The following is a 26,951-nucleotide window of genomic DNA, read 5'->3' on the forward strand; positions in this document are numbered from 1 at the left end:
GCCGGATAGCATCTGGCTCCGATGGACACCGAAGCACAGCACACGGAGCGCGACCGCTCCTCCCGCCCTTCCGACGCCGGTCAGCCGGCCTCGGACTCCGCAGGGCCGGAGGAACGGTCGCGTTTCGCGTTGCTGTCGAGGCCCGGCTCGTGGTTCCCCGGCGGCCGGATCACCCTCACCCTGCTGCTCTGCCTGCTGTTCCTGCTGCTGGTCAGCACCTTCGTGCTGCGTCCCTTCCAGATTCCCAGCGGTTCCATGGAGCGGGGATTGAGGATCGGTGACCGCGTTCTCGTAAATAAGTTGGCGTACCGTTTCGGTGCCGCGCCGCAACGGGGAGACATCGTCGTGTTCGACGGCACCGGGTACTTCGGGCACGCCGACTACGTGAAGCGCGTTGTCGGTGTGGGCGGGGACCATGTGGTCTGCTGCGACGAGGAGGGGAGAATCCAGGTGAACGGCCGGCCGGTCGACGAGTCGGGCTTCCTGTACCCCGGTGACAGCCCCTCCGCGGTGCCCTTCGACGTCGTCGTGCCCCGGGGCAGGCTGTTCCTCCTCGGCGACCACCGCAGCCGCTCCAGCGACTCGCGCGACCACCTCGGCTCGCCCGGCGGCGGCATGATCCCGGTCGACGACGTCATCGGGCGCGCCGACTGGATCGTGTGGCCCTTCGGCCACGCCACCGGGCTCGACCGCCCCGGCGCCTACGCGCGCGTGCCCGCCGCCGCGAGGGCGGGCGCCCATGGGTAACCGCGGCAAACCGCGTGGCGTCCCCGCCGGCCCCGCGGAGAACCTCCTGCCCACCGGCGCCCGGCGCGCCTCCGCGCCCTCCAGCGGCCGCAGCCGCGCCGAGCGGCGCCGGCTCCAGCGCAAGGTCAAGCGGCGCCGCAGGCGCAGTGCCGTCAAGGAGATACCCCTCCTCGTCGGTGTCGCCGTCCTGATCGCCCTGGTCCTGAAGACGTTCCTCGTCCAGGCCTTCGTCATCCCGTCGGGTTCCATGGAGCAGACGATCCAGATCGGCGACCGCGTCCTGGTCGACAAGCTCACCCCGTGGTTCGGCTCCAAGCCCGAGCGCGGGGACGTCGTGGTGTTCAAGGACCCCGGCGGCTGGCTCCGTGACGAGCAGACGGGCCCCAAGAAGGAGGACCCCGTCGTCGTCAAGCAGGTCAAGGAGGGGCTCACCTTCATCGGCCTGCTGCCGTCGGAGAACGAGAAGGACCTCATCAAGAGGGTCGTCGGCGTCGGCGGCGACCGCGTCAAGTGCTGCGACGCACAGGGGCGGGTGACCGTCAACGGCGTCCCCCTGAACGAGGACTACCTGTACCCGGGCGCCGCCCCGTCCGACACGCCGTTCGACGTCACCGTCCCCCAGGGCCGGCTGTGGGTGATGGGCGACCACCGCAACGACTCCGCGGACTCCCGCGTCCACCAGGACACCGACTACGGCGGCACGGTCTCCGAGGACGAGGTCGTCGGCCGGGCCATGGTGATCGCCTGGCCCTTCGGGCACTGGACCACCCTGGACGAACCGAACACCTATGCCTCCGTGTCCGACTCGGCCACCGGGTCGACCGCCGCTCCCGAACCGTCGCATAGGGTTGCCCCCTACGATGCGAACGGAACGATCCAGCTCCCGACTCCTGCGGAACTCCCGCTCGTTATGGGAGTGGTGGGCCTGCGCCGAATCTGGCGCGGGCGGCGGCACAGAGTGAGGAGTTGGCGTGGGGGATGTGGCGGTCGGCGCACGGTCCGGACACGACGGCGAGGAACACCGCGGACGTCCCGCGCAATCCGCCGCCCCGGCAGCGGACAGCGCCGTGACCTCCGGGAATGACTCCGGGGCAACAGCCGAGGACGACAGGGTGACGGGCGAGCACACGACAGCCGATGACCGGGGGCCGGGCGGCACGCCGCGGGCGCCGAAGAAGCAGCGCTCCTTCTGGAAGGAGCTGCCGATCCTGATCGGCATCGCGCTCGTCCTGGCGCTGCTGATCAAGACCTTCCTGGTGCAGGCGTTCTCCATTCCCTCCGACTCGATGCAGAACACCCTCCAGCAGGGCGACCGCGTCCTGGTCGACAAGCTCACCCCCTGGTTCGGCTCCGAGCCCGAGCGCGGCGAGGTCGTCGTCTTCCACGACCCGGACAACTGGCTGGCGGGCGAGCCCACGGCCGACCCGAACGCGCTGCAGACGTTCCTCAGCTGGATCGGCCTCATGCCGTCCTCGGAGGAGAAGGACCTCATCAAGCGCGTCATCGGCGTCGGCGGCGACACGGTCGAGTGCAACGGCACCGGCCCGCTGAAGGTCAACGGCAAGGCGCTGGACGAGGTGCCCTACGTCTACGCGGGCAACACCCCGTGCAGCCAGGACGACCAGGGCGGCCAGTTCAAGGTGAAGGTCCCCGAGGGCTTCATCTGGGTCATGGGCGACCACCGGCAGAACTCGCGCGACTCCCGCTACAACCAGGCGGACAAGCACAACGGCATGGTCCCGGTGAAGGACGTCGTGGGCCGCGCCGTCGTCATCGCCTGGCCGGTCAACCGCTGGGACACCCTGCCGGTGCCGGACACCTTCGACCAGAGCGGTCTGAACGCCCAGCCGGCCGCCGCGGGCTGGACGGTCGCGCCGCAGGGCCTGGCACTGGCCGGCGTGCTGCCGGTGGTGTGGTGGCGCCGCCGCAAGCAGTGAGGCCGGGGCACGGGGACGTGCCCGCGAGGAGACGGCCCGGCCGGGCCGACCGGTGAAGGTGACGCCGGACATGGGCTGACCCCGGACCGTACCCCCGGGTAGGGTGCGGACCCATGGGTGGCGAGAGCATGACGCACACGGCCGCGCGCGGCGGCGGCTCAGGTACGGGCCCGGTGGGCAGCCGGACCGGACAGCGGTTGTCCGGGCTGGCCGTCGCGCTGGGCCTGGTGCTTTTCCTCGGCGGTTTCGCCTGGGGAGCGGTGGTCTACCTGCCGTACACCGTGCCCACGAGCTCCATGACCCCGACGATCGACGCGGGTGAGCGCATCATGGCGCAGCGCGTCGACGGCGACGACGTGCGCCGCGGCGACGTCGTGGTCTTCAAGGACACGAACTGGGGCAACGCCCCCATGGTCAAGCGTGTGGTCGCCGTCGGCGGTGACACGGTCTCCTGCTGCCAGGACGGCAAGCTCGAGGTCAACGGCAAGGAGATCGACGAACCGTATCTGCCGGACGGCGCACCCGCGGAGGTCACCAACTTCCCGACGGTGACCGTCCCGGAAGGACGCCTCTTCCTGCTCGGCGACGAGCGCGGCAGCTCCCTGGACTCCACCGCCCACCTGACCGACGCCGCCAGCGGCACGGTGGCGCGCTCCAGCGTGGACGCCCGGGTGGACGCCGTCGTCTGGCCCATGAAGGGCATGCTGGAGCGCCCCACCGGCTTCGAGCAGCTCGGCTCCCTCTCCTCGCCCGGTCCGCTGCGCACGATGGTGCTCCTCGTGATCGTCGGGGCCGTGCTCGTACTGGGCGGCGGTGCGTACGGGTCGATCGCCAAGCGCACGGGCCCGGCCCGGCGCGCGGACGCGGAGCCCGCGCGTGCCCGCTGAGACCGCGGGTGCGGGCCAGGACACCTACGAGGGCGGGTTGCGCAAGGTGGCCCGGGTCGTGCTGCTCGACCCCCGGGACCGCATCCTGCTGCTGCACGGGCACGAGCCGGACGATCCGGCCGACGACTGGTGGTTCACCCCCGGCGGCGGTGTCGAGGGCGACGAGACCCGTGAAGAGGCCGCCCTGCGGGAACTCGCCGAGGAGACCGGCATCACCGACGTCGACCTCGGACCGGTGCTGTGGCAGCGGCGCTGCTCCTTCCCGTTCGCGGGGCGCCGCTGGGACCAGGACGAGTGGTACTTCCTGGCCCGCACGGACCGTACGACGGTCGCCGCCGCCGGACTGACCGAGCTGGAACGGCGCAGCGTCGCCGGAGCACGCTGGTGGACGTGTCCGGAACTGAGCCGGGCACATGAGACGGTGTATCCGACCAGACTCGCCGGGCTGCTGCGCACGCTGCTCGACGAGGGTCCCCCGGCCAGGCCCGTGATCCTCGACCCGGAAATCGTCTAGGGGCGCACGGTACTGGCGCACAATGGGGGGATCGCACGGCTGAAGGGGAACATGCCATGAGCGCCGAGGACCTCGAGAAGTACGAGACCGAGATGGAGCTGAAGCTCTACCGGGAGTACCGCGATGTCGTCGGTCTGTTCAAATACGTGATCGAGACGGAACGGCGCTTCTACCTCACCAACGACTACGAGATGCAGGTGCACTCCGTCCAGGGTGAGGTGTTCTTCGAGGTGTCCATGGCGGACGCCTGGGTGTGGGACATGTACCGGCCGGCGCGCTTCGTGAAGCAGGTCCGGGTGCTCACGTTCAAGGACGTGAACATTGAGGAGCTCAACAAGAGCGATCTGGAGCTGCCCAGCGGCTGAGCGGCGTGCTCTCGGGCGGCGGCTGCAGGGGCCGACGGCTGCAGGGGCCGCCGACTCACTCGTGTGAGTGACGCGGTTGTCCACATCCGCTGATCCGTCCACCAAGATCCACTCCGGTGGCCCGGCTGCGTGATCGTTGGCGCCGGAGGTGGTGCCGACATGAACGCACGCGGTGCGATGGGCAGGTACGGAGAGACCCTGGCGGCCCGGCGGCTGACGGAGAAGGGCCTGACGGTCCTGGAGCGCAACTGGCGCGCGGGCCGCAGCGGAGAGATCGACATCGTGGCCCGGGACGGGGACGTCCTGGTCGTCTGCGAGGTGAAGACCCGCAGGGAGGGCCCCTTCGAGCACCCGATGGCGGCCGTGACGCCGCAGAAGGCGGAACGGCTGCGGGATCTCGCCGAACGCTGGATCCAGGCCCACGGGGGAGCCCCGCCCGGCGGAGTCCGCATCGACCTGGTCGGAGTGCTGCTGCCGGCGCGCGGGGCCGCCGTGGTCGAACACGTGCGGGGGGTGGCCTGAATGGCATTCGCCCGTACGTGTTCGGTGGCGCTCGTGGGCGTCGAGGGCGTGGTCGTCGAGGTCCAGGCCGACCTGGAGCCGGGAGTCGCCGCCTTCACCCTCGTCGGGCTGCCCGACAAGAGCCTCACGGAGAGCCGGGACCGGGTCCGCGCGGCGGTGGTCAACAGCGGAGCGGCCTGGCCGCAGAAGAAACTCACCGTGGGGCTCAGCCCCGCCTCCGTGCCCAAGTCCGGCAGCGGTTTCGACCTGGCCGTCGCGGCGGCCGTCCTCGGCGCGGCGGAGCGCATCGACCCCCGGGTCCTCGCCGACATCGTCATGATCGGGGAACTGGGGCTGGACGGGCGGGTCCGGCCGGTCCGCGGCGTGCTTCCGGCCGTCCTGGCGGCGGCGGACGCGGGTTACGAGCAGGTGGTGGTCCCGGAGTGCGCGGCACCGGAGGCGTCGCTGGTGCCGGGGGTGTCGGTGCTGGGTGTGCGCAGCCTGCGGCAGCTGATCGCGGTGCTGGCCGACGAGCCCGTGCCCGACGAGGAGCCGGACGAGCCGGGCCGCCCGGACCCGCTGCTGGCCGGCTTGCGTGTGCCGGGCACGGGCGCGGCCACCGGCATGCACAGCGCGGGAGCGGCCCAGCACGATCACGGCCACGACCTGGCGGACGTCGTCGGTCAGACCTCGGCGCGCACGGCCGTGGAGGTGGCCGCGGCAGGAGGACACCACCTGTTCCTGGAGGGGCCTCCCGGCGCAGGCAAGACGATGCTCGCCGAGCGGCTGCCGGCCATCCTGCCCAGGCTCGGCCGGCAGGAGTCCCTGGAGGTCACGGCCGTGCACTCGGTGGCGGGCCTGCTGCCTCCCGGCAAACCGCTGATCGACGTCGCCCCCTACTGCGCCCCGCACCACTCGGCCACGATGCAGGCCCTCGTCGGGGGCGGTGCGGGCATCGCGCGCCCCGGCGCGGTGTCGTTGTCGCACCGCGGGGTGCTGTTCCTGGACGAGACGCCGGAATTCCGCAGCCAGGCCCTCGACGCCCTGCGGCAGCCGCTGGAGGCCGGGCACGTGGTGATCGCCCGGAGCGCGGGCGTGGTGCGCTTCCCGGCCAAGTTCCTGATGGTGCTCGCGGCCAATCCGTGTCCGTGCGGCCGGTTCTCGCTGCGGGACGACCTGTGCGAGTGCCCGCCCTCGGCGATCCGCCGGTACCAGGCCAGACTCTCCGGGCCGCTGCTCGACCGCGTCGACCTGCGGGTGGAGGTCGATCGCGTCACCCGGACCGAGCTGACCGCACGCGGGGCCCGGGGGGAGTCCACCGCGACGGTCGCCGACCGGGTGCGCGAGGCCCGTGACCGGGCGGCGGAGCGCCTCGCGGACACCCCCTGGCGCACCAACAGCGAGATTCCCGGCCGTGAGCTGCGCAGCCGCTGGTACGCCGTGCCGGGCGCGATGGACGAGGCCGAGCGCAATCTGGAGCGGGGTGCCCTGACCGCTCGCGGCCTGGACCGGGTGCTCAGGGTCGCCTGGACGGTCGCCGATCTCGTCGGTCACGACCGTCCCGACGCGACGGACGTCGCCCTTGCCCTCCAACTGCGCACGGGCGTGCCGCGCGGCGTGCCCATGGCCATCGGGGCGATGACGTGAGGGCCACCGCTGAACGGGGCGACGACCTGCTCCACCGCGTGCTCCTCACCCGCGTCGTCGAACCCGGTGACGAGGCCGCCGGGCGGTGGGTGCGGGAGTTCGGGGCCGCGGAAGTGGCGCGGCGGCTGGTGGAGGGCGGGCCGGTGCTGCCCGGGGTGAGCGGGAAGCGCTGGGCCGGGATGGCCGCCCGGGCCGCCCTCGCCCGGCCGGAACGGGACCTGGACGTCGCCGGGGAGGCAGGCGTGCGGTTCGTGTGCCCCGGGGACGCGGAGTGGCCGGGGCAGCTCGACGACCTCGGCGACGCCCGGCCCCTCGGCTTGTGGGTCCGCGGCCCGGCCGGCCTGCGCTTGTGGGCACTGAGGTCGGTGGCCGTCGTCGGCGCCCGCGCCTGCACGGAGTACGGGGCCCACATGGCCGCCACCCTCGCCGCCGGTCTCGCGGAGCAGGGCTGGGTCGTGGTGTCCGGCGGCGCCTACGGCATCGACGGAGCGGCCCACCGCGGCGCGCTCGGGGCCGGGGGCGCCACCGTCGCCGTCCTGGCCTGCGGCGTCGACCGGCCCTACCCCCGCGGGCACACCCGGCTCATCGGCAGGATCGCCGAGCAGGGCCTGGTGATCGGCGAGCTGCCGCCCGGCGATCACCCGACGCCCACCCGGTTCATCCTGCGCAACCGGGTGATCGCGGCGCTCACCCGCGGCACCGTGGTCGTCGAGGCCGCCCACCGCAGCGGTTCGCTCGTCACCGCCCGGGCCGCCCAGCGCCTCGGCCGGCTCACGATGGGCGTGCCGGGCCCCGCCACCAGCGCACGGTCCGCAGGCGTCCACGAACTGCTGCGCGGCGAGGCCGTCCTGGTCACCGACGCCGCCGAGATCCTCGAACTGGTCGGCGACATCGGGCAGCTGGCACCCGAACGCCGGGGGCCGGTACTGCCTCGGGACCTACTGGAACCAGCCACCCGGCAGGTCCTCGCCGCACTCCCGGCCCGGGGGACCGCCCGGCCGGACGAGATCGCACGCCGCGCCCTGACCGCACCGGACGACGCGATCGCGAGACTGTACGAACTCCGAGCACTCGGTTACGTCGAACGACACGGCGACGGCTGGAAGTTGACACGCCAGGCGGTGATGTCGGTCCGGGACGGGCGGGCGCCGGGCTGACGCTCGTGGTTCGGCCGTCCGGGGGAACCCCCAGAGCCCTTGCAAATGCGCCCAGTTGGGCTTCTCGGGTTGTCACACCGACCGGATCGGAGGGCGCTGCGGGGCGCCCCGAGGAACGTCTCTGCGCCTGCTCGCGCCCTCACCACTCGCGCACCGCGACTCCGCAGTCACGCTACGCTCACGAGGATCCCGACACGGACAGGCAACTCGACATCAGACAGACAGCCCACCTCAGCAGCACCCCTGCGCAGCAGAACGGCACAAGGCGACGAATGCCCCAGCACACCTCCGGGTCCGACCGGGCGGCGATCCCCCCAGCCGCCCGTGACGGTGGCAGCGTGCGGCCGCCCGCTCCCTCGACGCTCGACGAGCTGTGGCGGTCGTACAAGGCGACGGGGGACGAGCGGCTGCGGGAGCAGCTGATCCTGCACTACTCGCCGTTGGTGAAGTACGTCGCCGGACGGGTCAGCGTGGGTCTGCCGTCCAACGTGGAGCAGGCGGACTTCGTCTCGTCCGGGGTGTTCGGGCTGATCGACGCGATCGAGAAGTTCGACATCGACCGGGAGATCAAGTTCGAGACGTACGCGATCACCCGTATCCGCGGCGCCATGATCGACGAACTGCGCGCGCTGGACTGGATCCCCCGCTCGGTGCGGCAGAAGGCCCGCAACGTGGAGCGCGCGTACGCCACGCTGGAGGCGCGGCTGCGGCGGACGCCGACGGAGGGCGAGGTGGCCGGCGAGATGGGCATCGCCGTCGAGGACCTCCACGCGGTGTTCAGCCAGCTGTCCCTGGCCAACGTCGTGGCGCTGGACGAGCTGCTGCACATCGGTGGCGAGGGCGGCGACGGGCTGAGCGTGCTGGACACGCTGGAGGACACCACCGCCGACAACCCGGTGGAGGTCGCCGAGGACCGGGAGCTGCGCAGGTTCCTGGCCCGGGCGATCAACACGCTGCCCGACCGGGAGAAGACCGTGGTCACGCTGTACTACTACGAGGGCCTCACCCTCGCCGAGATCGGCAACGTTCTGGGCGTGACCGAGAGCCGGGTCAGTCAGATCCACACCAAGTCGGTGCTCCAGCTCAGAGCGAAACTGGCGAGCTTCGGCCGCTGACCTGGCCTGATGTCGCCGGCTGGGGAGGAGGTACTCCCGTCGGGCGCGGCGCGTCCGTAGAGTGGTTGACGTGCCAAGGATTCGAGCGGCCTCCGTGGCCGAGCACCGGTCGATGCAGCGAGCCGCCCTGCTGGACGCGGCTCGTTCCTTGTTGTCGGAGGGCGGTACGGAGGCGTTGACCTTCCCGGCCCTCGCCGAGCGCACGGGACTCGCGCGTTCGAGCGTCTACGAGTACTTCAGGTCGCGGGCCGCCGTCGTCGAGGAGCTGTGCGAGGCCGACTTCCCCGTCTGGGCGGCCGAGGTGGCGGCGGCGATGGAGCAGGCCCCCACCCCCGACGCCAAGGTCGAGGCGTACGTGCGCCAGCAGCTTCTGCTGGTCGGCGACCGTCGGCACCGGGCCGTGGTCGCGATCTCGGCGAGCGAGCTGGACGCAGGGGCCCGGGAGAAGATCCGCGCGGCTCACGGTGGCCTGGTCGCCATGATCGTCGAGGCACTGGGGGAACTCGGGCACGAGCAGCCGAGGCTCGCGGCGATGCTGGTCCAGGGCGTCGTGGACGCGGCCGTACGCCGGATCGAGCTGGGGGCGGCCGAGGAGCCCGAGGCGATCACGGACGCGGCGGTGTCGATGGCCCTGCGGGGTGTGCGGGGCTGAGCCCTGCGCGGACCGGTGCTGCCGGGGCCGTCCCGCCGGCATCGGGGTGGCGCGGTATGCACAACGTCACTGCGTCGGTCAGCCGGGCGCCGCCGGTACCGGCAGCAGCCTGGAGGGTCCCCTGTGCAGCAGCCAGGGTGGGAGCAGGGACAGCGGATCCAGGTAGGTCCCGCCCCGGCGCAGGCCCCAGTGCACGCAGGTGGCCGTGCAGTGCGACCCCGTCCCCGCCAGCGTGCCGATCACCTGGCCCGCCGCCACCTCCTCGCCCTTCTCCACCGACGCCGTCACCGGTTCGTAGGTCGTGCGCAGCGGGGGGTCGCCCGTCCCGGTGAGCTCCACCGAGATCACGCCTCTCCCCGCCACCCTGCCCGCGAAGGACACCCTCCCCGCGGCCACCGCCCGCACCGGCGCGCCCGGGGGCGCCGTCAGGTCCACGCCCCGATGGCCCGCCGCGTACACCGTCGCCGGTGGTTCCCAGCCGCGCAGGACCGGCGGCCGGGTACCGACGGGCCACACGCGGCCGAGGGCCGGTACGGCGGGGCCCTCGGCCTGACCCCCTCGGTCGGCGGCCTGACCCCCGCGGTCGGCGGTCGGGCCCCCTCGGTCGGCGACCGGACCCTCTCGGTCGGCGACCGGACCCTCTCGGTCGGCGGCCGGACGTCCGCGGTCCGCGGCCCGTGGACTCGGGGCCTCGGCGGTGGACCCCGCCGCCAGCAGGGGCGGCGGAGGGGCCAGCAGGGCCGTCACCGTCAGGACCATCAGTAGGACCAGCCGCGTGATCACGCGCACACATCGGTTCGCTCGCATGCGGAGAATCGTCGCGGAACACCCCCGTCGCCGCCCGGGCCTGTGGACCGCGGCCCGCTTGTGGACATCGGCGTCACCCGGGGCCTCCCGGGTCCCGTACACTTCTGGTGGCGATCCGGGTCACCGGGTCGACTTCGCACGCCCCGATACGACGGCCGGAGACGGTCCGTATCAGCGCCCCTCGGTCCCTCGTGGCACGGCGCGCAGCGGGCGTCAGGCGCGGGAGCCGTCCGGCACCCGCGGCACAACCGAGAAAATCAAGGAGATACGGCCATGGCCGTCGTCACGATGCGGGAGCTGCTGGAGAGCGGCGTCCACTTCGGTCACCAGACCCGTCGCTGGAACCCGAAGATGAAGCGCTTCATCTTCACCGAGCGCAACGGCATCTACATCATCGACCTGCTCCAGTCGCTGTCGTACATCGACCGCGCCTACGAGTTCGTCAAGGAGACCGTCGCCCACGGCGGCACGGTCATGTTCGTCGGCACGAAGAAGCAGGCGCAGGAGGCCATCGCCGAGCAGGCCACCCGCGTCGGCATGCCCTACGTCAACCAGCGCTGGCTGGGCGGCATGCTCACCAACTTCTCGACCGTCTACAAGCGTCTGCAGCGCCTCAAGGAGCTCGAGCAGATCGACTTCGAGGACGTCGCCGCGTCCGGTCTCACCAAGAAGGAGCTTCTCGTGCTCTCGCGCGAGAAGGCCAAGCTGGAGAAGACCCTCGGCGGTATCCGCGAGATGTCCAAGGTGCCCAGCGCCGTCTGGATCGTGGACACCAAGAAGGAGCACATCGCGGTCGGTGAGGCCCGGAAGCTGAACATCCCGGTCGTCGCGATCCTCGACACCAACTGCGACCCCGACGAGGTCGACTACAAGATCCCGGGCAACGACGACGCGATCCGCTCCGTCACCCTGCTCACCCGCGTCATCGCCGACGCCGTCGCCGAGGGCCTCATCGCCCGCAGCGGTGTCGCCACCGAGGGCAAGGGCGAGAAGGCCGCGGGCGAGCCGCTGGCCGAGTGGGAGCGCGACCTGCTCGAGGGCGAGAAGAAGGCCGACGAGGCTGCTCCGGCCGCCGAGGCCGCCCCGGCCACCGAGGCTGCTCCGGCCGCCGAGGCTGCTCCGGCCGCCGAGGCTGCTCCGGCCGCCGAGGCCGAGAAGCCGGCCGAGGGCGACAAGCCGGCCGAGGCCGAGCAGGCCTGACCCGTCAGTCCGAGGTGACGGCGGGAGCGGCACCGCAACCAGCGCCCACCGGCGCGGTGAAGTCCGCTCCCGCCGTTCACCCGTAGGTCAGCGGCAGGACAGCGCGCTCCGGCTCCATGGAGCGCATCCGCAGATCTTCGATCTTCCAGACTTCGAGAGAGATTCACAGACTCATGGCGAACTACACCGCCGCCGACGTCAAGAAGCTCCGTGAGCTCACGGGCGCCGGCATGATGGACTGCAAGAAGGCGCTGGACGAGGCCGAGGGCAACGTCGAGAAGGCCGTCGAGGCGCTCCGCATCAAGGGCCAGAAGGGCGTCGCCAAGCGCGAGGGCCGCTCCGCCGAGAACGGTGCCGTCGTCTCGATCATCGCCGACGACAACTCCTCCGGTGTCCTCGTCGAGCTGAAGTGCGAGACGGACTTCGTCGCCAAGGGTGACAAGTTCCAGGCCGTGGCCAAGACCATCGCCGAGCACGTCGCCAAGACCTCCCCGGCCGACCTCGAGGCCCTGCTCGCCTCCGAGATCGAGTCCGGCAAGACCGTCCAGGCGTTCGTCGACGAGGCCAACGCCAACCTGGGCGAGAAGATCGTCCTGGACCGCTTCGCGCAGTACGCCGACGGCTACGTCACGGCCTACATGCACCGCACGATGCCCGACCTGCCCCCGCAGATCGGTGTCCTCGTCGAGCTGGACAAGCCGAACGCGGAGATCGCCAAGGGCGTCGCCCAGCACATCGCCGCCTTCGCGCCGAAGTACCTCTCCAAGGAGGACGTGCCGGCCGAGGTCGTCGAGTCCGAGCGCCGCGTCGCCGAGGAGACCACCCGCGCCGAGGGCAAGCCCGAGGCCGCGCTGCCGAAGATCGTCGAGGGTCGTCTCAACGGCTTCTTCAAGGACGCCACGCTGCTCGGCCAGCCGTACGCGCTCGACAACAAGAAGTCCGTCCAGAAGGTCCTGGACGAGGCCGGTGTCACCCTGAAGCGCTTCACGCGCATCAAGGTCGGCATCTGAGTCCGTACCGCGATCGGCGCCCGGCCCCGATAGGGTCGGAGCAGTCGTCCGCGTACGCCGTCACATGAGTGGCGGACGACAGCAGATCTGACGAGGAGGCCATTGCCGTATGGGATGCGAATCACGCCCCACCGGCAATGGCCTTCTTCGCATGTGCACCACGTGAAAGAGGCGGGATCCCCCATGACGACCAAGGCCCAGAAGAGCGACGACGGCAAAGTACCCGGCCGGTTCCTGCTGAAGCTGTCCGGAGAGGCCTTCTCCGGCGGCGGGGGCCTGGGCGTCGACCCCGACGTGGTGCACAAGATCGCCCGCGAGATCGCGGCCGTCGTGCGCGACGGAGCGCAGATCGCCGTCGTCATCGGCGGCGGCAACTTCTTCCGCGGCGCCGAACTCCAGCAGCGCGGCATGGACCGGGCACGCTCCGACTACATGGGCATGCTCGGCACGGTCATGAACTGCCTGGCCCTGCAGGACTTCCTGGAGAAGGTCGGCGTGGACTGCCGGGTGCAGACCGCCATCACCATGGGCCAGGTCGCCGAGCCCTACATCCCGCTGCGCGCCGTGCGCCACCTGGAGAAGGGCCGCGTGGTCATCTTCGGCGCCGGTATGGGCATGCCGTACTTCTCCACCGACACCACCGCCGCCCAGCGTGCGCTGGAGATCGACGCCGAGGCCCTGCTCATGGGCAAGAACGGCGTGGACGGGGTCTACGACTCCGACCCGAAGACCAACCCGGACGCCGTGAAGTTCGACCACCTCGGCTATGGCGAGGTCATCACCCGCGACCTCAAGGTCGCCGACGCCACGGCCGTGACGCTGTGCCGCGACAACAAGCTCCCGATCGTGGTCTTCGAGCTGCTCGCGGAGGGCAACATCGCGCGGGCCGTCAAGGGTGAGAAGATCGGCACGCTGGTGGGGGACGCCGGCAGCCGGGACTGAGGTCCCCGAGAACAACCCCGTCCGGGGGACGGACGGGACGGAGCCGGGCCGGGGGATGGACAATGTCCCGCCGGTCGGGAACCGTGCAGAAGAAGACGCGACGCAGCCGGCCGCCGCCCCTGAGGAAAAGCAGCCGGGCCTACTCACACGCAGGAGCAAGTGGTGATCGAAGAGACCCTCCTCGAGGCCGAGGAGAAGATGGAGAAGGCCGTCGTGGTCGCCAAGGAGGACTTCGCCGCGATCCGCACCGGCCGTGCGCACCCGGCGATGTTCAACAAGATCGTGGCCGACTACTACGGCGCGCCGACCCCGATCAACCAGCTGGCCTCGTTCTCGGTGCCGGAGCCGCGCATGGCCGTGGTGACCCCGTTCGACAAGAGCGCGCTGCGCAACATCGAGCAGGCGATCCGCGACTCCGACCTCGGCGTCAACCCGAGCAACGACGGCAACATCATCCGGGTGGTGTTCCCCGAGCTGACCGAGGAGCGCCGCCGCGAGTACATCAAGGTCGCCAAGGGCAAGGGCGAGGACGCGAAGATCTCGATCCGCTCCGTGCGCCGCAAGGCCAAGGAAGCCATCGACAAGCTGATCAAGGACGGCGAGGTCGGCGAGGACGAGGGCCGCCGTGCGGAGAAGGAGCTCGACGACACCACCGCGAAGTACGTCGCGCAGGTGGACGAGCTCCTGAAGCACAAGGAAGCGGAGCTGCTCGAGGTCTGATGAACGACTCTTCCTGGGGGGCGCCGCCACAGGCCGGGTACTGGGGACCCACCGACCGAGGCCAGGGCCACGCGCCCGTGCAGGGCCCCGGTCACGGGTACGCCTACGGTCCCGGCCACGGACACGCCCCGGGGGCCGCTCCGGCGGGTCCCGCATACGATGCGTATGAAGCGCCTCAGACTCGCCCCATGCCCATCGTTCCCGGCGTGACCGAATCCGGCGGAAACCAGGACGACGACCGGGGGATCGCTCGGCCGAGCGGCCCCCCGGTCCGCGACGAGACCCATCCGGAGCCCATGCCCGACGCCTCGCAGCCGGCCCCCAAGCCGCAGAAGAAGAGCGCGGGTCGCGACCTGAGTGCCGCGATAGGGGTCGGGGTCGGTCTCGGAGCGGTGATCGTCGCGTCGCTGTTCATCGTGAAGGCCGTCTTCGTCGGCGTCGTCGCGGTCGCCGTCGTGGTGGGTCTGTGGGAGCTGACCAAGCGGCTCGACGAGCGCAAGGGCATCCGGGCACCGCTCGTGCCGCTCGCGCTCGGCGGAGCCGCGATGGTCGTCGCCGGGTACGTCCGGGGCGCCGAGGGTGCCTGGGTCGCCATGGCGCTCACGGCGCTGGCGGTACTGGTCTGGCGCATGACGGAACCGCCGGAGAACTACCTCCGGGACGTCACCGCCGGTGTCTTCGCGGCGTTCTACGTGCCGTTCCTCGCGACGTTCGTGACGATGATGCTCACCGCGGACGACGGGCCGCAGCGGGTGCTCACCTTCCTGCTGCTCACCGTCGTCAGCGACACGGGCGCCTACGCCGTCGGCTGGCGGTTCGGCCGGCACAAGCTCGCGCCGCGCATCAGCCCCGGCAAGACCCGCGAGGGTCTGCTCGGCGCGGTCTCCTTCGCCATGGTGGCGGGGGCGCTGTGCCTGCAGTTCCTCATCGACGACGGGGCGTGGTGGCAGGGACTGGTCCTCGGCCTCGCGGTCGCCGTCAGCGCCACGCTGGGCGACCTCGGCGAGTCCATGATCAAGCGGGACCTCGGCATCAAGGACATGGGCACGCTCCTGCCGGGGCACGGCGGCATCATGGACCGGCTCGACTCGCTGCTGCCGACCGCTCCGGTGGTGTGGCTGCTGCTGGTGCTCTTCGTGGGTTCCGGCTGAGGCGAGCGGTGTGACGCGTGGGCCCCCGTCCGGCAGGACGGGGGCCCACTGCCGTTGCGGGCGACTTCGGGGAGCCGAGGTGGGACGATGCACCTGTACCTCCCGAAGGAGGCCGCCATGGCCGTCATCCGAGAGAGCATCGACGTGGACCGCCGTCCCGAGGAGGTGTACGCCTACGTCACGGACGCCCCGCGCATGCCGGAGTGGCAGCTGAGCGCCGTGTCCGCCGAGTGGCTGGACGAGGGGCCGGTGGGGGTGGGGACCCGGGTCCGGGTCAGGCGGCACGTCGGCCGCGACCGGATCGTGCCGATGACCATGGAGGTCACCGAGTACGACCCTCCGCACAGCTGGGGCATGCGCACGGTGGACGGACCGGTCCGGGCCCGCGTGCACGGCGAGGTCGAGCCCCTGGACGAGGGGCGCCGTTCCCACGTCACGATCGACGTCGACTTCGAGGGCCACGGCATGGGCAAGGTCCTGGTCCCGCTGGTCGTCCGCGCCCAGGCCCGTAAGGAACTCCCGCGCAACGAGCGGCTGCTCAAGGACCGGCTGGAGCGGCCCGGGGCCTGAGACGTCCCGCGCCCCCCGGCACCGCCGTGACCGCTCGGCACCGCCGTGACCGCTCGGCGCCGCCGGGGGACGCCCGGCTCCCGGGCCGTCATCGGGCCGCCCGAGCCGGTCGACGCCGGCAGTCGCCACCCGCGGGTGAGTGCCCCCAGCCCGCTCGGGCCCGGCAACGGGAATCGATCTGCGACACTGGGGGAGTTATGCCTGCACCCGGAGAACTCACTTTCGTCGCCCCCCGCGGAGCCAAGAAGCCGCCGCGGCATCTCGCCGATCTCACTCCTGCCGAGCGCAAGGAGGCCGTCGCCTCGGTCGGGGAGAAGCCGTTTCGTGCCAAGCAGCTGTCGCAGCACTACTTCGCGCGGTACGCGCACGACCCGGAGCAGTGGACCGACATCCCCGCCGGCAGCCGTGGCCGGCTGCAGGAGGCGCTGCTGCCCGAGCTGATGACCGTCGTGCGGCATCTGTCCACCGACCAGGGCACCACTCGCAAGACCCTGTGGCGGCTGTTCGACGGGACGCTCGTCGAGTCCGTGCTGATGCGCTACCCGGACCGGGTGACCATGTGCATCAGCTCGCAGGCCGGGTGCGGGATGAACTGCCCGTTCTGTGCGACCGGGCAGGCCGGTCTCGACCGGAACCTGTCCACCGCCGAGATCGTGCACCAGATCGTCGACGGCATGCGCGCCCTGCGCGACGGCGAGGTCCCGGGCGGTCCCGCGCGGCTCAGCAACATCGTGTTCATGGGCATGGGCGAGCCGCTCGCGAACTACAACCGGGTCGTCGGGGCCATCCGCCGCCTCACCGACCCCGAGCCGGACGGGCTCGGGCTGTCGCAGCGCGGCATCACCGTCTCCACCGTCGGTCTCGTCCCGGCCATCCACCGCTTCGCCGACGAGGGCTTCAGGTGCCGGCTGGCGATCTCCCTGCACGCCCCGGACGACGAGCTGCGCGACACCCTCGTGCCGGTCAACACCCGGTGGAAGGTGCGCGAGGTGCTGGACGCCGGGTTCGAGTACAGCGCCAGGTCCGGGCGGCGGCTGTCCATCGAGTACGCGCTGATCCGGGACATCAACGACCAGGCGTGGCGTGGCGACCGGCTCGGCCGGCTCCTCAGGGGCAAGCCGGTGCACGTCAACCTGATCCCGCTGAATCCCACGCCGGGCTCCAAGTGGACCGCCTCCCGGCCCGAGGACGAGAAGGCGTTCGTGGAGGCCATCGCCGCCCACGGTGTGCCGGTGACGATCCGGGACACCCGTGGTCAGGAGATCGACGGGGCGTGTGGTCAGCTCGCGGCCACCGAACGGTAGTCTGATCGCCGTATCCACATCTGCATATTCCGACAGGGGAGCGCCACAGCGCTGAGAGTGCGGCACGGCCGCAGACCCTCCGAACCTGGCCCAGGTCATTCTGGGTAGGGAGATCGGTCACCACTCGAGCTGTTGCGCCCTGCCCGGGACCACGGAAGTCCCGGGCAGGGCCGCGTCTTCTCCTGGTCACCCCAGGAGGAATCCAGTGAGCATCAACGCAAAGCGCCTGACGGCCGCCGTCGTCGGGCTGGGCCTGGCCGGCACGCTCGCGGCGTGCGGGTCCTCGGACGGCGGTCAGGGGTCGGGCGACTCCAAGACCGTCACGCTCGTCAGCCACGACTCGTGGGCCGCCTCCAAGGACGTCGTCGCGGCCTTCGAGAAGCAGTCCGGCTACAAGGTCAGGGTCCTGGAGGACGGCGACGCCGGGCAGGCCGTCAACAAGGCCATCCTCACCAAGGACAACCCGCAGGGCGACGTCTTCTTCGGCGTCGACAACACCCTGCTCTCCCGCGCCCTCGACAACGGCCTGTTCCAGCCGTACGAGCCGAAGGGCTCGGACCGCATCAAGCCCGAGTACCGCGTCGACCAGGCCGAGCACCGGGTCACGCCCGTCGACACCGGTGACGTCTGCGTCAACTACGACAAGAAGTACTTCGCCGAGCACAAGCTCCAGCCGCCGCGGACGCTCGACGACCTGGCCGACCCCCGGTACAAGGACCTGCTGGTCACCGAGAACGCCTCGTCGTCCTCGCCCGGCCTCGGCTTCCTGCTCGGCACCGCCGCGAAGTACGGCGACCGGGGCTGGGCGGGCTACTGGAAGAAGCTCAAGGCCAACGGCGTGAAGGTCGTCGACGGCTGGGAGCAGGCCTACAACGAGGAGTTCTCCGGCTCGGCCGGCGGCAGAAAGGCCAAGGGCGACCGGCCGCTCGTCGTCTCCTACGCCTCCTCCCCGCCCGCCGAGGTCGTCTTCGCCGACCCGAAGCCGGACACCGCCCCGACCGGCGTCGCCGAGGGCACCTGTTTCCGGCAGGTCGAGTACGCGGGGCTGCTCGACAACGCCGGGAACACCAAGGGTGGCAAGGCCCTCCTCGACTTCCTGATCAGCAAGAGGTTCCAGGAGGACATGCCGCTCAACATGTTCGTGTACCCGGTGACCGAGGGCGCCCAGGTGCCGCCGGAGTTCGTGAAGTACGGGCCGCAGGCGAAGGATCCGGAGACCATGGACCCGGCCAAGATCGCCGACCACCGTGACCAGTGGGTCAAGTCGTGGACCTCGCTCGTACTGAAGTAGCCGCCCGCAGGCGGGGCGCGGCGGCGCGGTTCGGTCTGCTGGCCGTGCCCGTCGCGTTCTTCGCGGTCTTCTTCGCCTACCCCGTCGCCGCGATCGTCGCGCGCGGTCTGAGGACCGGCGGGGCCTGGCACCCGGGGCGGATCGGGGCGGTTCTGGGGCAGTCCGACGTACGGCACGTGCTGTGGTTCACCACCTGGCAGGCCCTCGTCTCCACCGCGCTCACGCTGCTGATCGCGCTCCCCGGCGCGTACGTCTTCGCACGCTTCGACTTCCCGGGCAAGCAGGTGCTGCGGGCGGTCGTGACCGTCCCGTTCGTGCTGCCGACGGTCGTCGTCGGTACGGCGTTCCTGGCGCTGGCCGGGCGCGGCGGCCTGCTCGGCGAGCTGTGGGGCGTACGGCTGGACACCACGGTGTGGGCGATCCTGCTCGCCCACGTCTTCTTCAACTACGCCGTGGTCGTGCGGACCGTGGGCGGGCTCTGGGCGCAGCTCGACCCGCGGCAGGAGGAGGCCGCGCGGATGCTCGGCGCCTCCCCGGCGACCGCCTGGCGGAAGGTGACCCTGCCCGCCCTGGCCCCGGCGGTGGCCGCCGCCGCGCTGATGGTCTTCCTGTTCACCTTCACCTCCTTCGGTGTCGTCCAGATCCTCGGCGGGCCCACCTTCTCCACCCTGGAGGTGGAGATCTACCGGCAGACGTCGGAGATCTTCGACCTGTCCACGGCGGCCGTGCTGACCCTGATCCAGTTCGCCGCGGTGGGCGCGGTCCTCGCCCTGCACGCCTGGACCGTGCGGCGGCGCGAGACGGCCCTGCGGCTCGTGGACGCGGCGGTGACCGCGCGCCGCCCGCGCGGGGCCGGGCAGTGGTCGCTGCTGGGGGGAGTGCTCGCCACCGTCGCCGTGCTGATCGTGCTGCCGCTGGCCGTGCTGGTGCAGCGCTCCCTCGGCGCCCCCGGGTTCGGCTACTACCGGGCGCTGACCCGCCAGGACGGCGGCATGTTCCTGGTCCCGCCGATCGAGGCGGTCGGCAACTCGCTGTCCTACGCCGTCGCCGCCACCGCCATCGCCGTGCTGGTCGGCTCGCTGGCCGCCGTCGCGCTGACCCGCCGGGACGCGGGGCGATTCGTGCGCGGCTTCGACGCGCTGCTGATGCTGCCGCTCGGGGTGTCCGCGGTGACCGTCGGCTTCGGGTTCCTGATCGCGCTCGACGAGCCGCCGCTGGACCTGCGGTCCTCGTGGATCCTGGTTCCGCTCGCGCAGGCGCTGGTCGGGGTGCCGTTCGTGGTGCGCACCATGCTGCCGGTACTGCGGGCGGTGGACGTGCGGCTGCGGGAGGCGGCCTCGGTGCTGGGGGCCTCGCCGTGGCGGGTGTGGCGGGAGGTGGACCTGCCGATGGTGCGGCGTGCTCTGCTGATCGCGGCCGGGTTCGCCTTCGCCGTCTCCCTCGGGGAGTTCGGGGCGACGGTCTTCATCGCACGGCCAGACAACCCGACCCTGCCGGTGGCGGTGGCACGGTTGCTGGGTCGGCCCGGTGACCTCAACTACGGCCAGGCGATGGCCCTTTCGACGATTCTGATGGTGGTGTGCGCCGTGGCCCTGCTGGTGCTGGAGAGGCTGCGCACCGATCGGACGGGGGAGTTCTGATGCTGCTGGCTCTGCACGAGGCGACGGTCCGGTTCGGCGGGCGAGCCGTGCTGGACGCGGTCGGCCTGGGGGTCGCCGAGCACGAGGTCGTGTGCGTCCTCGGGCCCAGCGGCAGCGGCAAGTCGACGCTGCTGAGGGCGGTCGCCGGGCTGCAGCCGCTGGACGCCGGGCGGATCCTGCTCGACGGGCGGGACCAGGCGGGGGTGCCCGCGCACCGGCGGGGCGTCGGGCTGATGTTCCAGGACCACCAGCTGTTCCCGCAGCGGGACGTCGGCGGGAACGTGGCGTTCGGTCTGCGGATGCACGGCGTGTCGAAGGCGCAGCAGGCCGAGCGGGTACGGGAGTTGCTCGAACTCGTCGGGCTGCCCGGCGCGGCTCGCCGGGCCGTTGCCGCGCTGTCCGGCGGGGAGCAGCAACGGGTCGCGTTGGCCCGGGCGCTGGCCCCCAACCCCCGGCTGCTGATGCTGGACGAGCCGCTGGGGCAGCTCGACCGGTCGCTGCGCGAGCGGCTCGTCGTCGAACTGAGGGAGCTCTTCGGCCGGTTGGGCACGACCGTGCTCGCCGTGACGCACGACCAGGGGGAGGCCTTCGCGCTGGCCGACCGGGTCGTGGTGATGCGGGACGGCCGGATCGCCCAGTCCGGTACGCCGCTGGAGGTGTGGCAGCGGCCGGCCGACGCGTTCGTGGCCCGCTTCCTGGGCTTCGAGAACGTCGTCCCGGCCACCGTCGGCGCGGAGGCCGCCGACACGCCGTGGGGCAAGGTGCCGGTGCCGCCGGACGCGCCGCAGGGCACCCGGACGCTGCTGGTGCGGCCCGCCGGTGTGCGGCTGGTGCCCGCCGGCCAGGGCCTGCCCTGCACGGTGACCGCCCGCACCTTCCGGGGGACCCACGTCGCCGTCCACCTCCAGCCCGAGGACGCCCCCCGTCTGGAGGCGGCGTGCGCGCTGCGGGCGGCGGCACCCGCCGTGGGGGAGCGGGTCGGGGTGGAGTTCGACGGGGCGGAAATCGTGGTGCTCGACTGAGCGCCGGCGCCTAGGGTTCCGGGCATGACGCCACTCCCGCACGAGCGCTACTGCGACGAGATCGCCCACCAGGTCGGCCAGTTGAGGTCGGTGGTGACCTCCGGGGCCGACCTGTCCGCCGCCGTGCCGACCTGTCCCGACTGGTCGCTGGAGCACCTGGTGCGGCACACCGGAGGCGCCCTGCGCTGGGCGGAGCTGCTGGTACGCACCCGGGCCGGGGACGACGTGCCCGAGGAGCGGGTGCCGGGGGGCGCCGGACCTGACCCGTCGGGGGACGCCGCCGCGCTGGACGCCTGGCTGGCGGAATCCGGCGAGCGGCTCGTCGCCACCCTGCGCGAGGCCGGGCCCGACGCCGAGGTCTGGGGCTGGGCGGGGATCCTCACCTCGGGATTCTGGGCCCGTCGCATGACCCACGAGATCACGGTGCACCGCGCGGACGCGGCCCTCGCCGCCGGGCTGCCCTACGAGGTCGCGCCGGACGTGGCCGCCGACGCGATCGACGAGTGGCTGCAGATCCTCCGCCACGCGCAACGGACGCAGCCGGACGCCCCGGTGGCCGAACTGCGCGGCGCGGGCCGCAGCATCCATCTGCACGCCACCGACACCGGTCCGGAACGGAACGCCGAGTGGCTGATCGAACTCGCCGAGGACGGCGTCCGCTGGCACCGGGGCCACGCGAAGGCCACGGTGGCCCTGCGCGGGCCCCTCACCTCCGTGCTGCTGGCCTTCTATCGCCGGCTTCCGCTCGACGCACCGGAGGTGGAGGTGCTCGGCGACCGGGCGCTGCTGGAGTTCTGGCTGGAGCGGGCGACCTTCAGCTGAACGGGACGTGGCCCGCCCCCGGTCGGGGACGGGCCACGGCGTTGCGGCGTGCGGGCGTCAGCTGTCGCTCTTGGCCCGGCGGCGCATGCCGAAGAACACCGCGCCACCACCCACGACGACCAGGGCCGCCGCGATGCCGGCGATCAGGCCGGTGTTGGAGTCGGCGCCGGTCTCGGCGAGGTTCGACTCACCGGCCGGGGCGGGCGCGTTGCCCGCGGGCGCGGGGCTGCCGCTCTCCGAGGGGTTCGGAGCCGGAGCCTGGGACTCCTCGGCCGGCTTCGAGGGGGAGGCCGACGGGGCCGACGGGCTCGGCGTGGCCGTGGCCGGCGTGGTCGCCGGGGGCTTCTCCTCCTCCTTCTTGCAGGCGGTGGCCGGGGTCACGAGGTTGGGCTTGATGTCCTCGTCGACGTACGAGGCGGCCTTGACGTGGATGCGGTACTCGGCGTTCGGCTTCCACTCCTCGGCGAAGGTGATGGTGGTGCCCTTGCGGGAGCCCTTGACCACCTGCTCGCCGACCTTCTTCGCGTCGGCGCCGTTGTTCTGCAGGTAGACGGTGACCGTCGCCGGGATACCGGCGGGGTCGACGTCGGTGACGGCGATGACGCCCTTGGCGCCGTCGCACTTGGCCTCGGCCGAGAACTCGCTGATGTCGCAGGCCAGTGCGTTGCCGGCGGCGCCGAACGCGAGCGCGGCGGAGGCCGAGACGACACCGAGGGCACGCACGGTGCGTGCGAGGCGCGGGGACGTACGGCGGGATACGGACAGAACTGCCACGTTTGTCCTTTGCAGGGTGCGTAAAGAGGGGGGTGGTGGGCGGTGTTGACTGAGCATCAGCACCACCGGGAGGCTCCCAGGTCTATAAGTGGCCCATAAGCAGTGTCAACGCATATGCCACACGCGGGGACCGGCTTTGCCTTCTTATTAACCGCCGAGACGTTTCAACGCCTCGGGGGCCTCCTCGATTCGCTCCACCAGAGCGATCCGCGACTCCATCGAGCGGCCCTCGGCCAGCGTGCGCAGCAGCGGCCAGGCGGGCAGCGTCCGTGTCCAGTGGTCCCGGTCGACGAGCACCATGGGCGTGGGCTCGCCGCGCGACTCGTAGTAGTTGGGCGTCGCGTTGTCGAAGATCTCCTGCAGGGTCCCGGCGGCGCCGGGCAGGAACACCACGCCCGCGTTCGAGCGGGCCAGCAGCCCGTCCTCCCGGGTGGCGTTGGCGAAGTACTTGGCGATGTGGGAGGCGAACGCGTTGGGCGGTTCGTGGCCGTAGAACCACGTCGGGATGCCGACGGAGCGCCCACCGCGCGGCCACCGGGAGCGGACCTCGAAGGCGGCCGTCGCCCAACGGGTGATCGACGGGGTGAAGTGCGGTGACCCGCCGAGGAGTTCGAGTGACTCGGGGAGCATGCCGTCGTCGAACGGGGCGGCGTACGCACCGAGGTTGGCCGCCTCCATGGCGCCGGGGCCGCCGCCGGTGGCGACGGTGAACCCGGCCCGGGCCAGCTCCCGGCCGAGCCGGGCGGCGCCCGCGTAAGTCTCGGTGCCGCGGGCCATCGCGTGGCCGCCCATCACGCCCACCACCCGGGCGCCGGTGAGGAGTTCGTCGAGCGCGTCCGAGACGGAGTCGTCGTGGACGGCGCGCAGCATCGAGGCGTGGATGTCCCGGTCGGCCTTCGTCCGCTGGAACCAGGCGTAGGCGAGGGCGTCGGGCGTGGCCTCGTAGCCCTTGGCCAGGGACGCGAACAGCTCCTCCGGCGAGTACAGCAGACCGCGGTAGGGGTCGAAGGGCAGGCCCGGGACCGGCGGGAAGACCAGGGCGCCGTCCGCGCGGACCTTCGCGGCGGCGTCCTCGCGCATCGCGCAGCCGAGGAACACGGCCCCCGTCGTGTCCGTGCCGAGCAGTTCGCGCGTACGGTCCGTCAGGTCCACGGCCTGCACGCGGTACCCGGCGAGTGTGCCGCGCGCCGAGACGGTCGCGTCGAACTCCTCGAGGGTCTCTATCTCACGGTCGTCGTGGTGGGCCGCATGGGCGGGCATCGTCTGCACCCTGCCCATGCTGGCACAGCCTCGGTCAGCCCTGGACGGCCGCCGGATCCATCCACACGACCTCGAAGGTGTGGCCGTCGGGGTCGTCGAAGGCCCGGCCGTACATGAACCCGTGGTCCTGGGTCTCGCCGGAGACCGAACCGCCCGCCGCGACCGCCTTGTCGACCAGCTCGTCGACCTTCTCGCGGCTCTCGGCGCTCAGCGCGATCAGCACCTCGCTGGTCCTCGTCGCGTCCGCGATCTCCTTCTTGGTGAACTGGGCGTACTTCTCCTTGGTGTGCACCATCACGACGATGGTGTCGCTGATGACGACGGAGGCGGTCGAGTCGTCGCTGAACTGCTCGTTGATGGCGTAGCCGAGCTCGGTGAAGAACTTCTTGGAGGCGCCGAGGTCGGCGACGCACAGGTTCACGAAGATCATCTGCTGGTACATGTGAAGTCTCTCCCCGCGGGTTCGGTGGGTCGTTACGCGGGGATGGACCGGAGCCCGGGGCCGAACTCATCGCCGCGTGGCGATTTTTTTCGTACGGGTTCTCCGGCCGGCGCGTCCCGCGGCCGTCAGTGCGCCAGGGGCAGGGCCGCAAGCTCCGCGACCGTGAGGGTGAGCGGGCCGAACAGCGCCAGCAGGGCGCCGGCACGCACCGCGGCGGCGCTGCGCAGCGTCGAGGCGGAGGCACCCAGCCGCTGCAGGGCCGCGGTGGTCTCGGCGCGGTCCTGCCGGGCCTCGACCGCGGCGGTCATGAGCGTGGCCAGCGTGCAGCCGGTCACCAGGGCCACACCGAGGAGCGTCAGCGGACCGAGCGACAGCCCGTCCGGGGCGTGCAGCAGGGCCATGGCCCACAGCGCCGACATGACCGCGCAGACGACGCCGAGGGGGCGGCCGATGCGGCCGGCCTCCGCCATCAGGATGCGCCCGGCCAGCAGCCGCAGGGCCCCGGGGCGGGCCGACTGGAGGAGCCGTCCGCACAGGTGCGTCAGGCCGGGACCGGCCAGGGCCAGCCCCAGGGCGGCCAGCACCCAGCCCGCCAGGACGCCGGGGGAGGCACCGGAGAAGGTGAGGTCGGGGGGCGCCGGGGCGGTACGGCTCGTGTAGGTCTCCACGGCCAGGCCCGCGGCCAGCACGGTGATGCCCCAGGGCAGCCCCGAGGGCGCGGCGGTCACCGGGCGCGCGGGGGCGGGACGGTCCGGCAGGACCGCGTCGAGGGCGGCGCCGTCGACGGCGGCCACGGCCGGGACGGCGGCCGGGTGCTGCACGGTGGTGTCGCCGGCCGGGGCGCTCGGGCCGGGCGGCTGCGGGGGATCGGCCAGCGCGCTGACCGCGCCGCCGCCGTTGCTCGCGGCGGCCGCCGCGACGGCCGGCTCGCCCGACCGGGCGGCGGGCGGGCCGCTCGGGGCGGCGGACCCGGGCGTGGCGGGGCGGGTGGGACGGACGATCTGCCGGCCGAACCGGCCGTAGGCGCCGAAGGTCTCGCGCGTGGCGGTGCGGCGGTACGCGCCGAAGCGGCCGTAGGTCCGGGCCGCCCGGGTCCCCTCGGGCGGCGGGGTCTCGCGCGGACGCAGGGCCAGCGCCGCCGCCACCGAGGCCGCGACGGGCACGATCGCCAGCAGGGTGAGGGTGCCCGGCAGGGGCAGCGGCCGGTTCCCGCCGAGGGACGCGGTGGCGGCGCCGTCGAAGGGCATGCCCGACAGGTCGCCCCGCAGGTGCAGGAAGACCAGCAGCGCCAGCATCGAGCCGAGGGTGCACGACAGGGCTGTGGTCGCCGTCGAGACGGCCATCAGGCGCAGCGGGCCGAGGCCGATCGCGGAGAGGCCGGTGCGGGGCCGGGTGCCGGGGTCGGTGCGGGCCACGGCGACCGCGAAGTACACCGTCGAGGCCAGCGGGGCCGCGCACCAGGCCAGGCGCATCACCGAGTCACCGGTGGCCCCGGGGTGGGCCAGCGCATGGCCCAGCGCGCACAGCAGGAGGAAGCCCGTGCCCGCCGAGGCGGCCGCGACCAGGAGGCGGCGCAGCTGCAGGGCCGGGCGGGCGCCGCGGGTCAGACGGAGAGCGAGCACGCCGCCCGGCCTCCCGGCTCGGCACTCTCGCCCACGGGCGGCAGGTGCACGGTCTGGACCCGCCGCCCGTCGAGCAGGGAGACGGTGCGGTCGGCGAGGGCCGCGGTGTCCGGTTCGTGGGTGGCCAGCACCACGGTGATGCGGTGGGAGCGGGCCGCCGTGGTCAGGGTGCGCAGGACGTGGGCGCGGTCGGCGCGGTGCAGAGGCGCCGTGGGCTCGTCGGCGAACAGGACCGAGGGCGCGGGTGCCAGGGCGCGGGCGATGCAGACCCGCTGCCGCTCGGAGTGCACCAGCTGGTGCGGGCGCTTGCGGGCGCCGTGCCCGATGTCCAGGCGCTCCAGCCACTCCAGGGCGGCGGTCTTGGCCCGGCGCCGGCTGACGCCGCGCAGCATCAGCGGCAGGGCGGTGTTCTCCCAGGCGTTGAGCTCCGGGACCAGGGAGGGGGAGGGGTCGATCCAGGTGAAGCGGTCGCGGCGCAGCCGCTCGCGGGTGAGCGGGCCCATGGTGTGCACGGGCACGCTGTTGAACCAGACCTCGCCGCGCCGGACGGGCACCAGACCGGACAGGCACCGCAGCAGTGTGGTCTTGCCGCTGCCGCGCGGGCCGCCGATGGCGAGGATCTCGCCCTCCCGGACGCCGAGCGAGACACCGCAGAGCGCGGGCGAGCCGTCGTCGTGCTGGAAGTGCAGGGCACGTGCCCAGAGCACGTCGTTGTCCGGCGGGGCCTCCATGGGCGTACACCTCGGTTCAGATCCGTAGTTCCCGTGCCATCCCCCGTGCGGGGGAACGAAGGCAGGGCCGATCGGTCACTGGGCACGCTAGGCAGAAGGCGGCGGGACGCCGGACAGCACG

General features: G+C 72.3%; 28 protein-coding genes and 1 riboswitch. Of the genes, 22 read left to right on the plus strand and 6 right to left on the minus strand.

The genetic code is table 11. From position 1 onward, the window contains the following. Positions 1 to 21 precede the first annotated feature (21 nt). The 11 genes from lepB (ACZ4M5_RS29100) to ACZ4M5_RS29150 all read left to right on the plus strand — a co-directional run bounded on the left by lepB (ACZ4M5_RS29100) (position 22) and on the right by ACZ4M5_RS29150 (position 9,522). A complete protein-coding gene (lepB, locus tag ACZ4M5_RS29100; protein ID WP_467741056.1) occupies positions 22 to 747 on the plus strand; it encodes a signal peptidase I in 726 nt (241 codons plus the stop codon). Then, positions 740 to 1,831: a signal peptidase I gene (gene lepB, locus ACZ4M5_RS29105; protein ID WP_467741058.1), complete on the plus strand. Its 1,092-nt coding sequence runs from the start codon at positions 740 to 742 to the stop codon at positions 1,829 to 1,831. Before lepB (ACZ4M5_RS29100) ends, lepB (ACZ4M5_RS29105) begins: the two co-directional genes overlap by 8 nt. Further along, positions 1,719 to 2,684: a signal peptidase I gene (gene lepB / locus ACZ4M5_RS29110; protein WP_467741060.1), complete on the plus strand. Its 966-nt coding sequence runs from the start codon at positions 1,719 to 1,721 to the stop codon at positions 2,682 to 2,684. Before lepB (ACZ4M5_RS29105) ends, lepB (ACZ4M5_RS29110) begins: the two co-directional genes overlap by 113 nt. Positions 2,685 to 2,797: 113 nt before the next feature. Continuing rightward, a complete protein-coding gene (lepB, locus tag ACZ4M5_RS29115) occupies positions 2,798 to 3,571 on the plus strand; it encodes a signal peptidase I (RefSeq protein WP_467741062.1) in 774 nt (257 codons plus the stop codon). Next, entirely contained in the window at positions 3,561 to 4,085 is a 525-nt protein-coding gene (locus ACZ4M5_RS29120) for an NUDIX hydrolase (protein WP_467741064.1), read from the plus strand. The genes lepB (ACZ4M5_RS29115) and ACZ4M5_RS29120 overlap by 11 nt, the downstream gene beginning before the upstream one ends. Positions 4,086 to 4,141: 56 nt before the next feature. Further along, a complete protein-coding gene (locus tag ACZ4M5_RS29125; RefSeq protein ID WP_003993268.1) occupies positions 4,142 to 4,450 on the plus strand; it encodes a DUF2469 domain-containing protein in 309 nt (102 codons plus the stop codon). A 129-nt stretch (positions 4,451 to 4,579) separates the two neighbouring features. After that, the gene (locus tag ACZ4M5_RS29130; protein ID WP_467741066.1) at positions 4,580 to 4,972 is read left to right on the plus strand and encodes a YraN family protein; all 393 of its coding nucleotides are present in this window, start codon (positions 4,580 to 4,582) and stop codon (positions 4,970 to 4,972) included. Next, positions 4,973 to 6,598 carry a YifB family Mg chelatase-like AAA ATPase gene (locus ACZ4M5_RS29135; RefSeq protein WP_467741068.1) on the plus strand — a complete coding sequence of 542 codons (1,626 nt, stop codon included), beginning with the start codon at positions 4,973 to 4,975 and terminating at the stop codon, positions 6,596 to 6,598. Further along, positions 6,595 to 7,755: a DNA-processing protein DprA gene (gene dprA / locus ACZ4M5_RS29140; protein ID WP_467741070.1), complete on the plus strand. Its 1,161-nt coding sequence runs from the start codon at positions 6,595 to 6,597 to the stop codon at positions 7,753 to 7,755. The genes ACZ4M5_RS29135 and dprA overlap by 4 nt, the downstream gene beginning before the upstream one ends. Positions 7,756 to 8,027: 272 nt before the next feature. Beyond that, positions 8,028 to 8,870, plus strand: coding sequence for an RNA polymerase sigma factor WhiG (gene whiG / locus ACZ4M5_RS29145; protein WP_451877080.1), 843 nt, complete (start codon positions 8,028 to 8,030; stop codon positions 8,868 to 8,870). 94 nt (positions 8,871 to 8,964) lie between these two features. Next, on the plus strand, positions 8,965 to 9,522 hold the full coding sequence (locus ACZ4M5_RS29150) for a TetR/AcrR family transcriptional regulator (protein WP_467741260.1): 558 nt from the start codon (positions 8,965 to 8,967) through the stop codon (positions 9,520 to 9,522). A gap of 78 nt (positions 9,523 to 9,600) precedes the next feature. Here the strand turns inward: ACZ4M5_RS29150 and ACZ4M5_RS29155 are convergent, their stop codons facing one another. Further along, positions 9,601 to 10,329 carry a murein hydrolase activator EnvC family protein gene (locus ACZ4M5_RS29155; protein WP_467741073.1) on the minus strand — a complete coding sequence of 243 codons (729 nt, stop codon included), beginning with the start codon at positions 10,327 to 10,329 and terminating at the stop codon, positions 9,601 to 9,603. Positions 10,330 to 10,602: 273 nt separating this feature from the next. On the opposite strand from ACZ4M5_RS29155, the gene rpsB reads away from it, so the two are divergent. From rpsB to ACZ4M5_RS29210, 11 genes are all read left to right on the plus strand, one after another. Beyond that, a complete protein-coding gene (rpsB, locus tag ACZ4M5_RS29160) occupies positions 10,603 to 11,529 on the plus strand; it encodes a 30S ribosomal protein S2 (RefSeq protein ID WP_467741074.1) in 927 nt (308 codons plus the stop codon). A gap of 173 nt (positions 11,530 to 11,702) precedes the next feature. Next, a complete protein-coding gene (gene tsf, locus ACZ4M5_RS29165; protein WP_369193499.1) occupies positions 11,703 to 12,539 on the plus strand; it encodes a translation elongation factor Ts in 837 nt (278 codons plus the stop codon). Positions 12,540 to 12,722: 183 nt separating this feature from the next. After that, the gene (pyrH, locus tag ACZ4M5_RS29170) at positions 12,723 to 13,481 is read left to right on the plus strand and encodes a UMP kinase (protein ID WP_376332084.1); all 759 of its coding nucleotides are present in this window, start codon (positions 12,723 to 12,725) and stop codon (positions 13,479 to 13,481) included. Between the two features lie 162 nt (positions 13,482 to 13,643). Beyond that, complete coding sequence (gene frr / locus ACZ4M5_RS29175; RefSeq protein WP_006136598.1) at positions 13,644 to 14,201, plus strand: ribosome recycling factor; 558 nt, start codon at positions 13,644 to 13,646, stop codon at positions 14,199 to 14,201. After that, positions 14,201 to 15,352, plus strand: a complete 1,152-nt coding sequence (locus tag ACZ4M5_RS29180; protein WP_467741077.1) for a phosphatidate cytidylyltransferase — start codon at positions 14,201 to 14,203, stop codon at positions 15,350 to 15,352. The genes frr and ACZ4M5_RS29180 overlap by 1 nt, the downstream gene beginning before the upstream one ends. Before the next feature lie 117 nt (positions 15,353 to 15,469). Continuing rightward, positions 15,470 to 15,922 carry an SRPBCC family protein gene (locus tag ACZ4M5_RS29185; protein WP_398106326.1) on the plus strand — a complete coding sequence of 151 codons (453 nt, stop codon included), beginning with the start codon at positions 15,470 to 15,472 and terminating at the stop codon, positions 15,920 to 15,922. Positions 15,923 to 16,119: 197 nt separating this feature from the next. Further along, entirely contained in the window at positions 16,120 to 17,226 is a 1,107-nt protein-coding gene (gene rlmN, locus ACZ4M5_RS29190; protein ID WP_467741080.1) for a dual-specificity RNA methyltransferase RlmN, read from the plus strand. Between the two features lie 24 nt (positions 17,227 to 17,250). Next, a riboswitch (TPP riboswitch) is annotated at positions 17,251 to 17,355 on the plus strand. A gap of 76 nt (positions 17,356 to 17,431) precedes the next feature. Next, complete coding sequence (locus ACZ4M5_RS29195) at positions 17,432 to 18,517, plus strand: thiamine ABC transporter substrate-binding protein (protein ID WP_467741083.1); 1,086 nt, start codon at positions 17,432 to 17,434, stop codon at positions 18,515 to 18,517. After that, the gene (locus ACZ4M5_RS29200) at positions 18,493 to 20,157 is read left to right on the plus strand and encodes an ABC transporter permease (RefSeq protein WP_467741085.1); all 1,665 of its coding nucleotides are present in this window, start codon (positions 18,493 to 18,495) and stop codon (positions 20,155 to 20,157) included. Before ACZ4M5_RS29195 ends, ACZ4M5_RS29200 begins: the two co-directional genes overlap by 25 nt. Beyond that, positions 20,157 to 21,179: an ABC transporter ATP-binding protein gene (locus ACZ4M5_RS29205; RefSeq protein WP_467741087.1), complete on the plus strand. Its 1,023-nt coding sequence runs from the start codon at positions 20,157 to 20,159 to the stop codon at positions 21,177 to 21,179. Before ACZ4M5_RS29200 ends, ACZ4M5_RS29205 begins: the two co-directional genes overlap by 1 nt. Before the next feature lie 24 nt (positions 21,180 to 21,203). Continuing rightward, positions 21,204 to 22,001, plus strand: coding sequence for a maleylpyruvate isomerase family mycothiol-dependent enzyme (locus ACZ4M5_RS29210; protein ID WP_467741089.1), 798 nt, complete (start codon positions 21,204 to 21,206; stop codon positions 21,999 to 22,001). A 57-nt stretch (positions 22,002 to 22,058) separates the two neighbouring features. Here ACZ4M5_RS29210 and ACZ4M5_RS29215 read toward each other — a convergent pair whose 3' ends face one another. The 5 genes from ACZ4M5_RS29215 to ACZ4M5_RS29235 all read right to left on the minus strand — a co-directional run bounded on the left by ACZ4M5_RS29215 (position 22,059) and on the right by ACZ4M5_RS29235 (position 26,830). Beyond that, positions 22,059 to 22,766 carry an LAETG motif-containing sortase-dependent surface protein gene (locus ACZ4M5_RS29215; protein ID WP_467741262.1) on the minus strand — a complete coding sequence of 236 codons (708 nt, stop codon included), beginning with the start codon at positions 22,764 to 22,766 and terminating at the stop codon, positions 22,059 to 22,061. Positions 22,767 to 22,922: 156 nt separating this feature from the next. After that, a complete protein-coding gene (locus tag ACZ4M5_RS29220; RefSeq protein ID WP_467741091.1) occupies positions 22,923 to 24,044 on the minus strand; it encodes an LOG family protein in 1,122 nt (373 codons plus the stop codon). Between the two features lie 25 nt (positions 24,045 to 24,069). Then, entirely contained in the window at positions 24,070 to 24,477 is a 408-nt protein-coding gene (locus tag ACZ4M5_RS29225) for a VOC family protein (RefSeq protein ID WP_369193488.1), read from the minus strand. A 125-nt stretch (positions 24,478 to 24,602) separates the two neighbouring features. Beyond that, entirely contained in the window at positions 24,603 to 26,099 is a 1,497-nt protein-coding gene (locus ACZ4M5_RS29230; RefSeq protein ID WP_467741093.1) for a hypothetical protein, read from the minus strand. Continuing rightward, positions 26,081 to 26,830 carry an ABC transporter ATP-binding protein gene (locus ACZ4M5_RS29235; RefSeq protein WP_467741095.1) on the minus strand — a complete coding sequence of 250 codons (750 nt, stop codon included), beginning with the start codon at positions 26,828 to 26,830 and terminating at the stop codon, positions 26,081 to 26,083. The genes ACZ4M5_RS29230 and ACZ4M5_RS29235 overlap by 19 nt, the downstream gene beginning before the upstream one ends. Positions 26,831 to 26,951 lie beyond the last annotated feature (121 nt).

The sequence above is a fragment of the Streptomyces sp. NPDC026246 genome, from assembly GCF_055567995.1.

Coding starts and splice junctions, on each gene's coding strand:
- lepB (WP_467741056.1), top strand. CDS start 22: ATGGACACCGAAGCACAGCACACGGAGCGCGACCGCTCCTCCCGCCCT.
- lepB (WP_467741058.1), top strand. CDS start 740: ATGGGTAACCGCGGCAAACCGCGTGGCGTCCCCGCCGGCCCCGCGGAG.
- lepB (WP_467741062.1), top strand. CDS start 2,798: ATGGGTGGCGAGAGCATGACGCACACGGCCGCGCGCGGCGGCGGCTCA.
- ACZ4M5_RS29125 (WP_003993268.1), top strand. CDS start 4,142: ATGAGCGCCGAGGACCTCGAGAAGTACGAGACCGAGATGGAGCTGAAG.
- ACZ4M5_RS29135 (WP_467741068.1), top strand. CDS start 4,973: ATGGCATTCGCCCGTACGTGTTCGGTGGCGCTCGTGGGCGTCGAGGGC.
- whiG (WP_451877080.1), top strand. CDS start 8,028: ATGCCCCAGCACACCTCCGGGTCCGACCGGGCGGCGATCCCCCCAGCC.
- ACZ4M5_RS29155 (WP_467741073.1), bottom strand. CDS start 10,329: ATGCGAGCGAACCGATGTGTGCGCGTGATCACGCGGCTGGTCCTACTG.
- rpsB (WP_467741074.1), top strand. CDS start 10,603: ATGGCCGTCGTCACGATGCGGGAGCTGCTGGAGAGCGGCGTCCACTTC.
- tsf (WP_369193499.1), top strand. CDS start 11,703: ATGGCGAACTACACCGCCGCCGACGTCAAGAAGCTCCGTGAGCTCACG.
- pyrH (WP_376332084.1), top strand. CDS start 12,723: ATGACGACCAAGGCCCAGAAGAGCGACGACGGCAAAGTACCCGGCCGG.
- ACZ4M5_RS29180 (WP_467741077.1), top strand. CDS start 14,201: ATGAACGACTCTTCCTGGGGGGCGCCGCCACAGGCCGGGTACTGGGGA.
- ACZ4M5_RS29185 (WP_398106326.1), top strand. CDS start 15,470: ATGGCCGTCATCCGAGAGAGCATCGACGTGGACCGCCGTCCCGAGGAG.
- rlmN (WP_467741080.1), top strand. CDS start 16,120: ATGCCTGCACCCGGAGAACTCACTTTCGTCGCCCCCCGCGGAGCCAAG.
- ACZ4M5_RS29205 (WP_467741087.1), top strand. CDS start 20,157: ATGCTGCTGGCTCTGCACGAGGCGACGGTCCGGTTCGGCGGGCGAGCC.
- ACZ4M5_RS29210 (WP_467741089.1), top strand. CDS start 21,204: ATGACGCCACTCCCGCACGAGCGCTACTGCGACGAGATCGCCCACCAG.
- ACZ4M5_RS29225 (WP_369193488.1), bottom strand. CDS start 24,477: ATGTACCAGCAGATGATCTTCGTGAACCTGTGCGTCGCCGACCTCGGC.
- ACZ4M5_RS29235 (WP_467741095.1), bottom strand. CDS start 26,830: ATGGAGGCCCCGCCGGACAACGACGTGCTCTGGGCACGTGCCCTGCAC.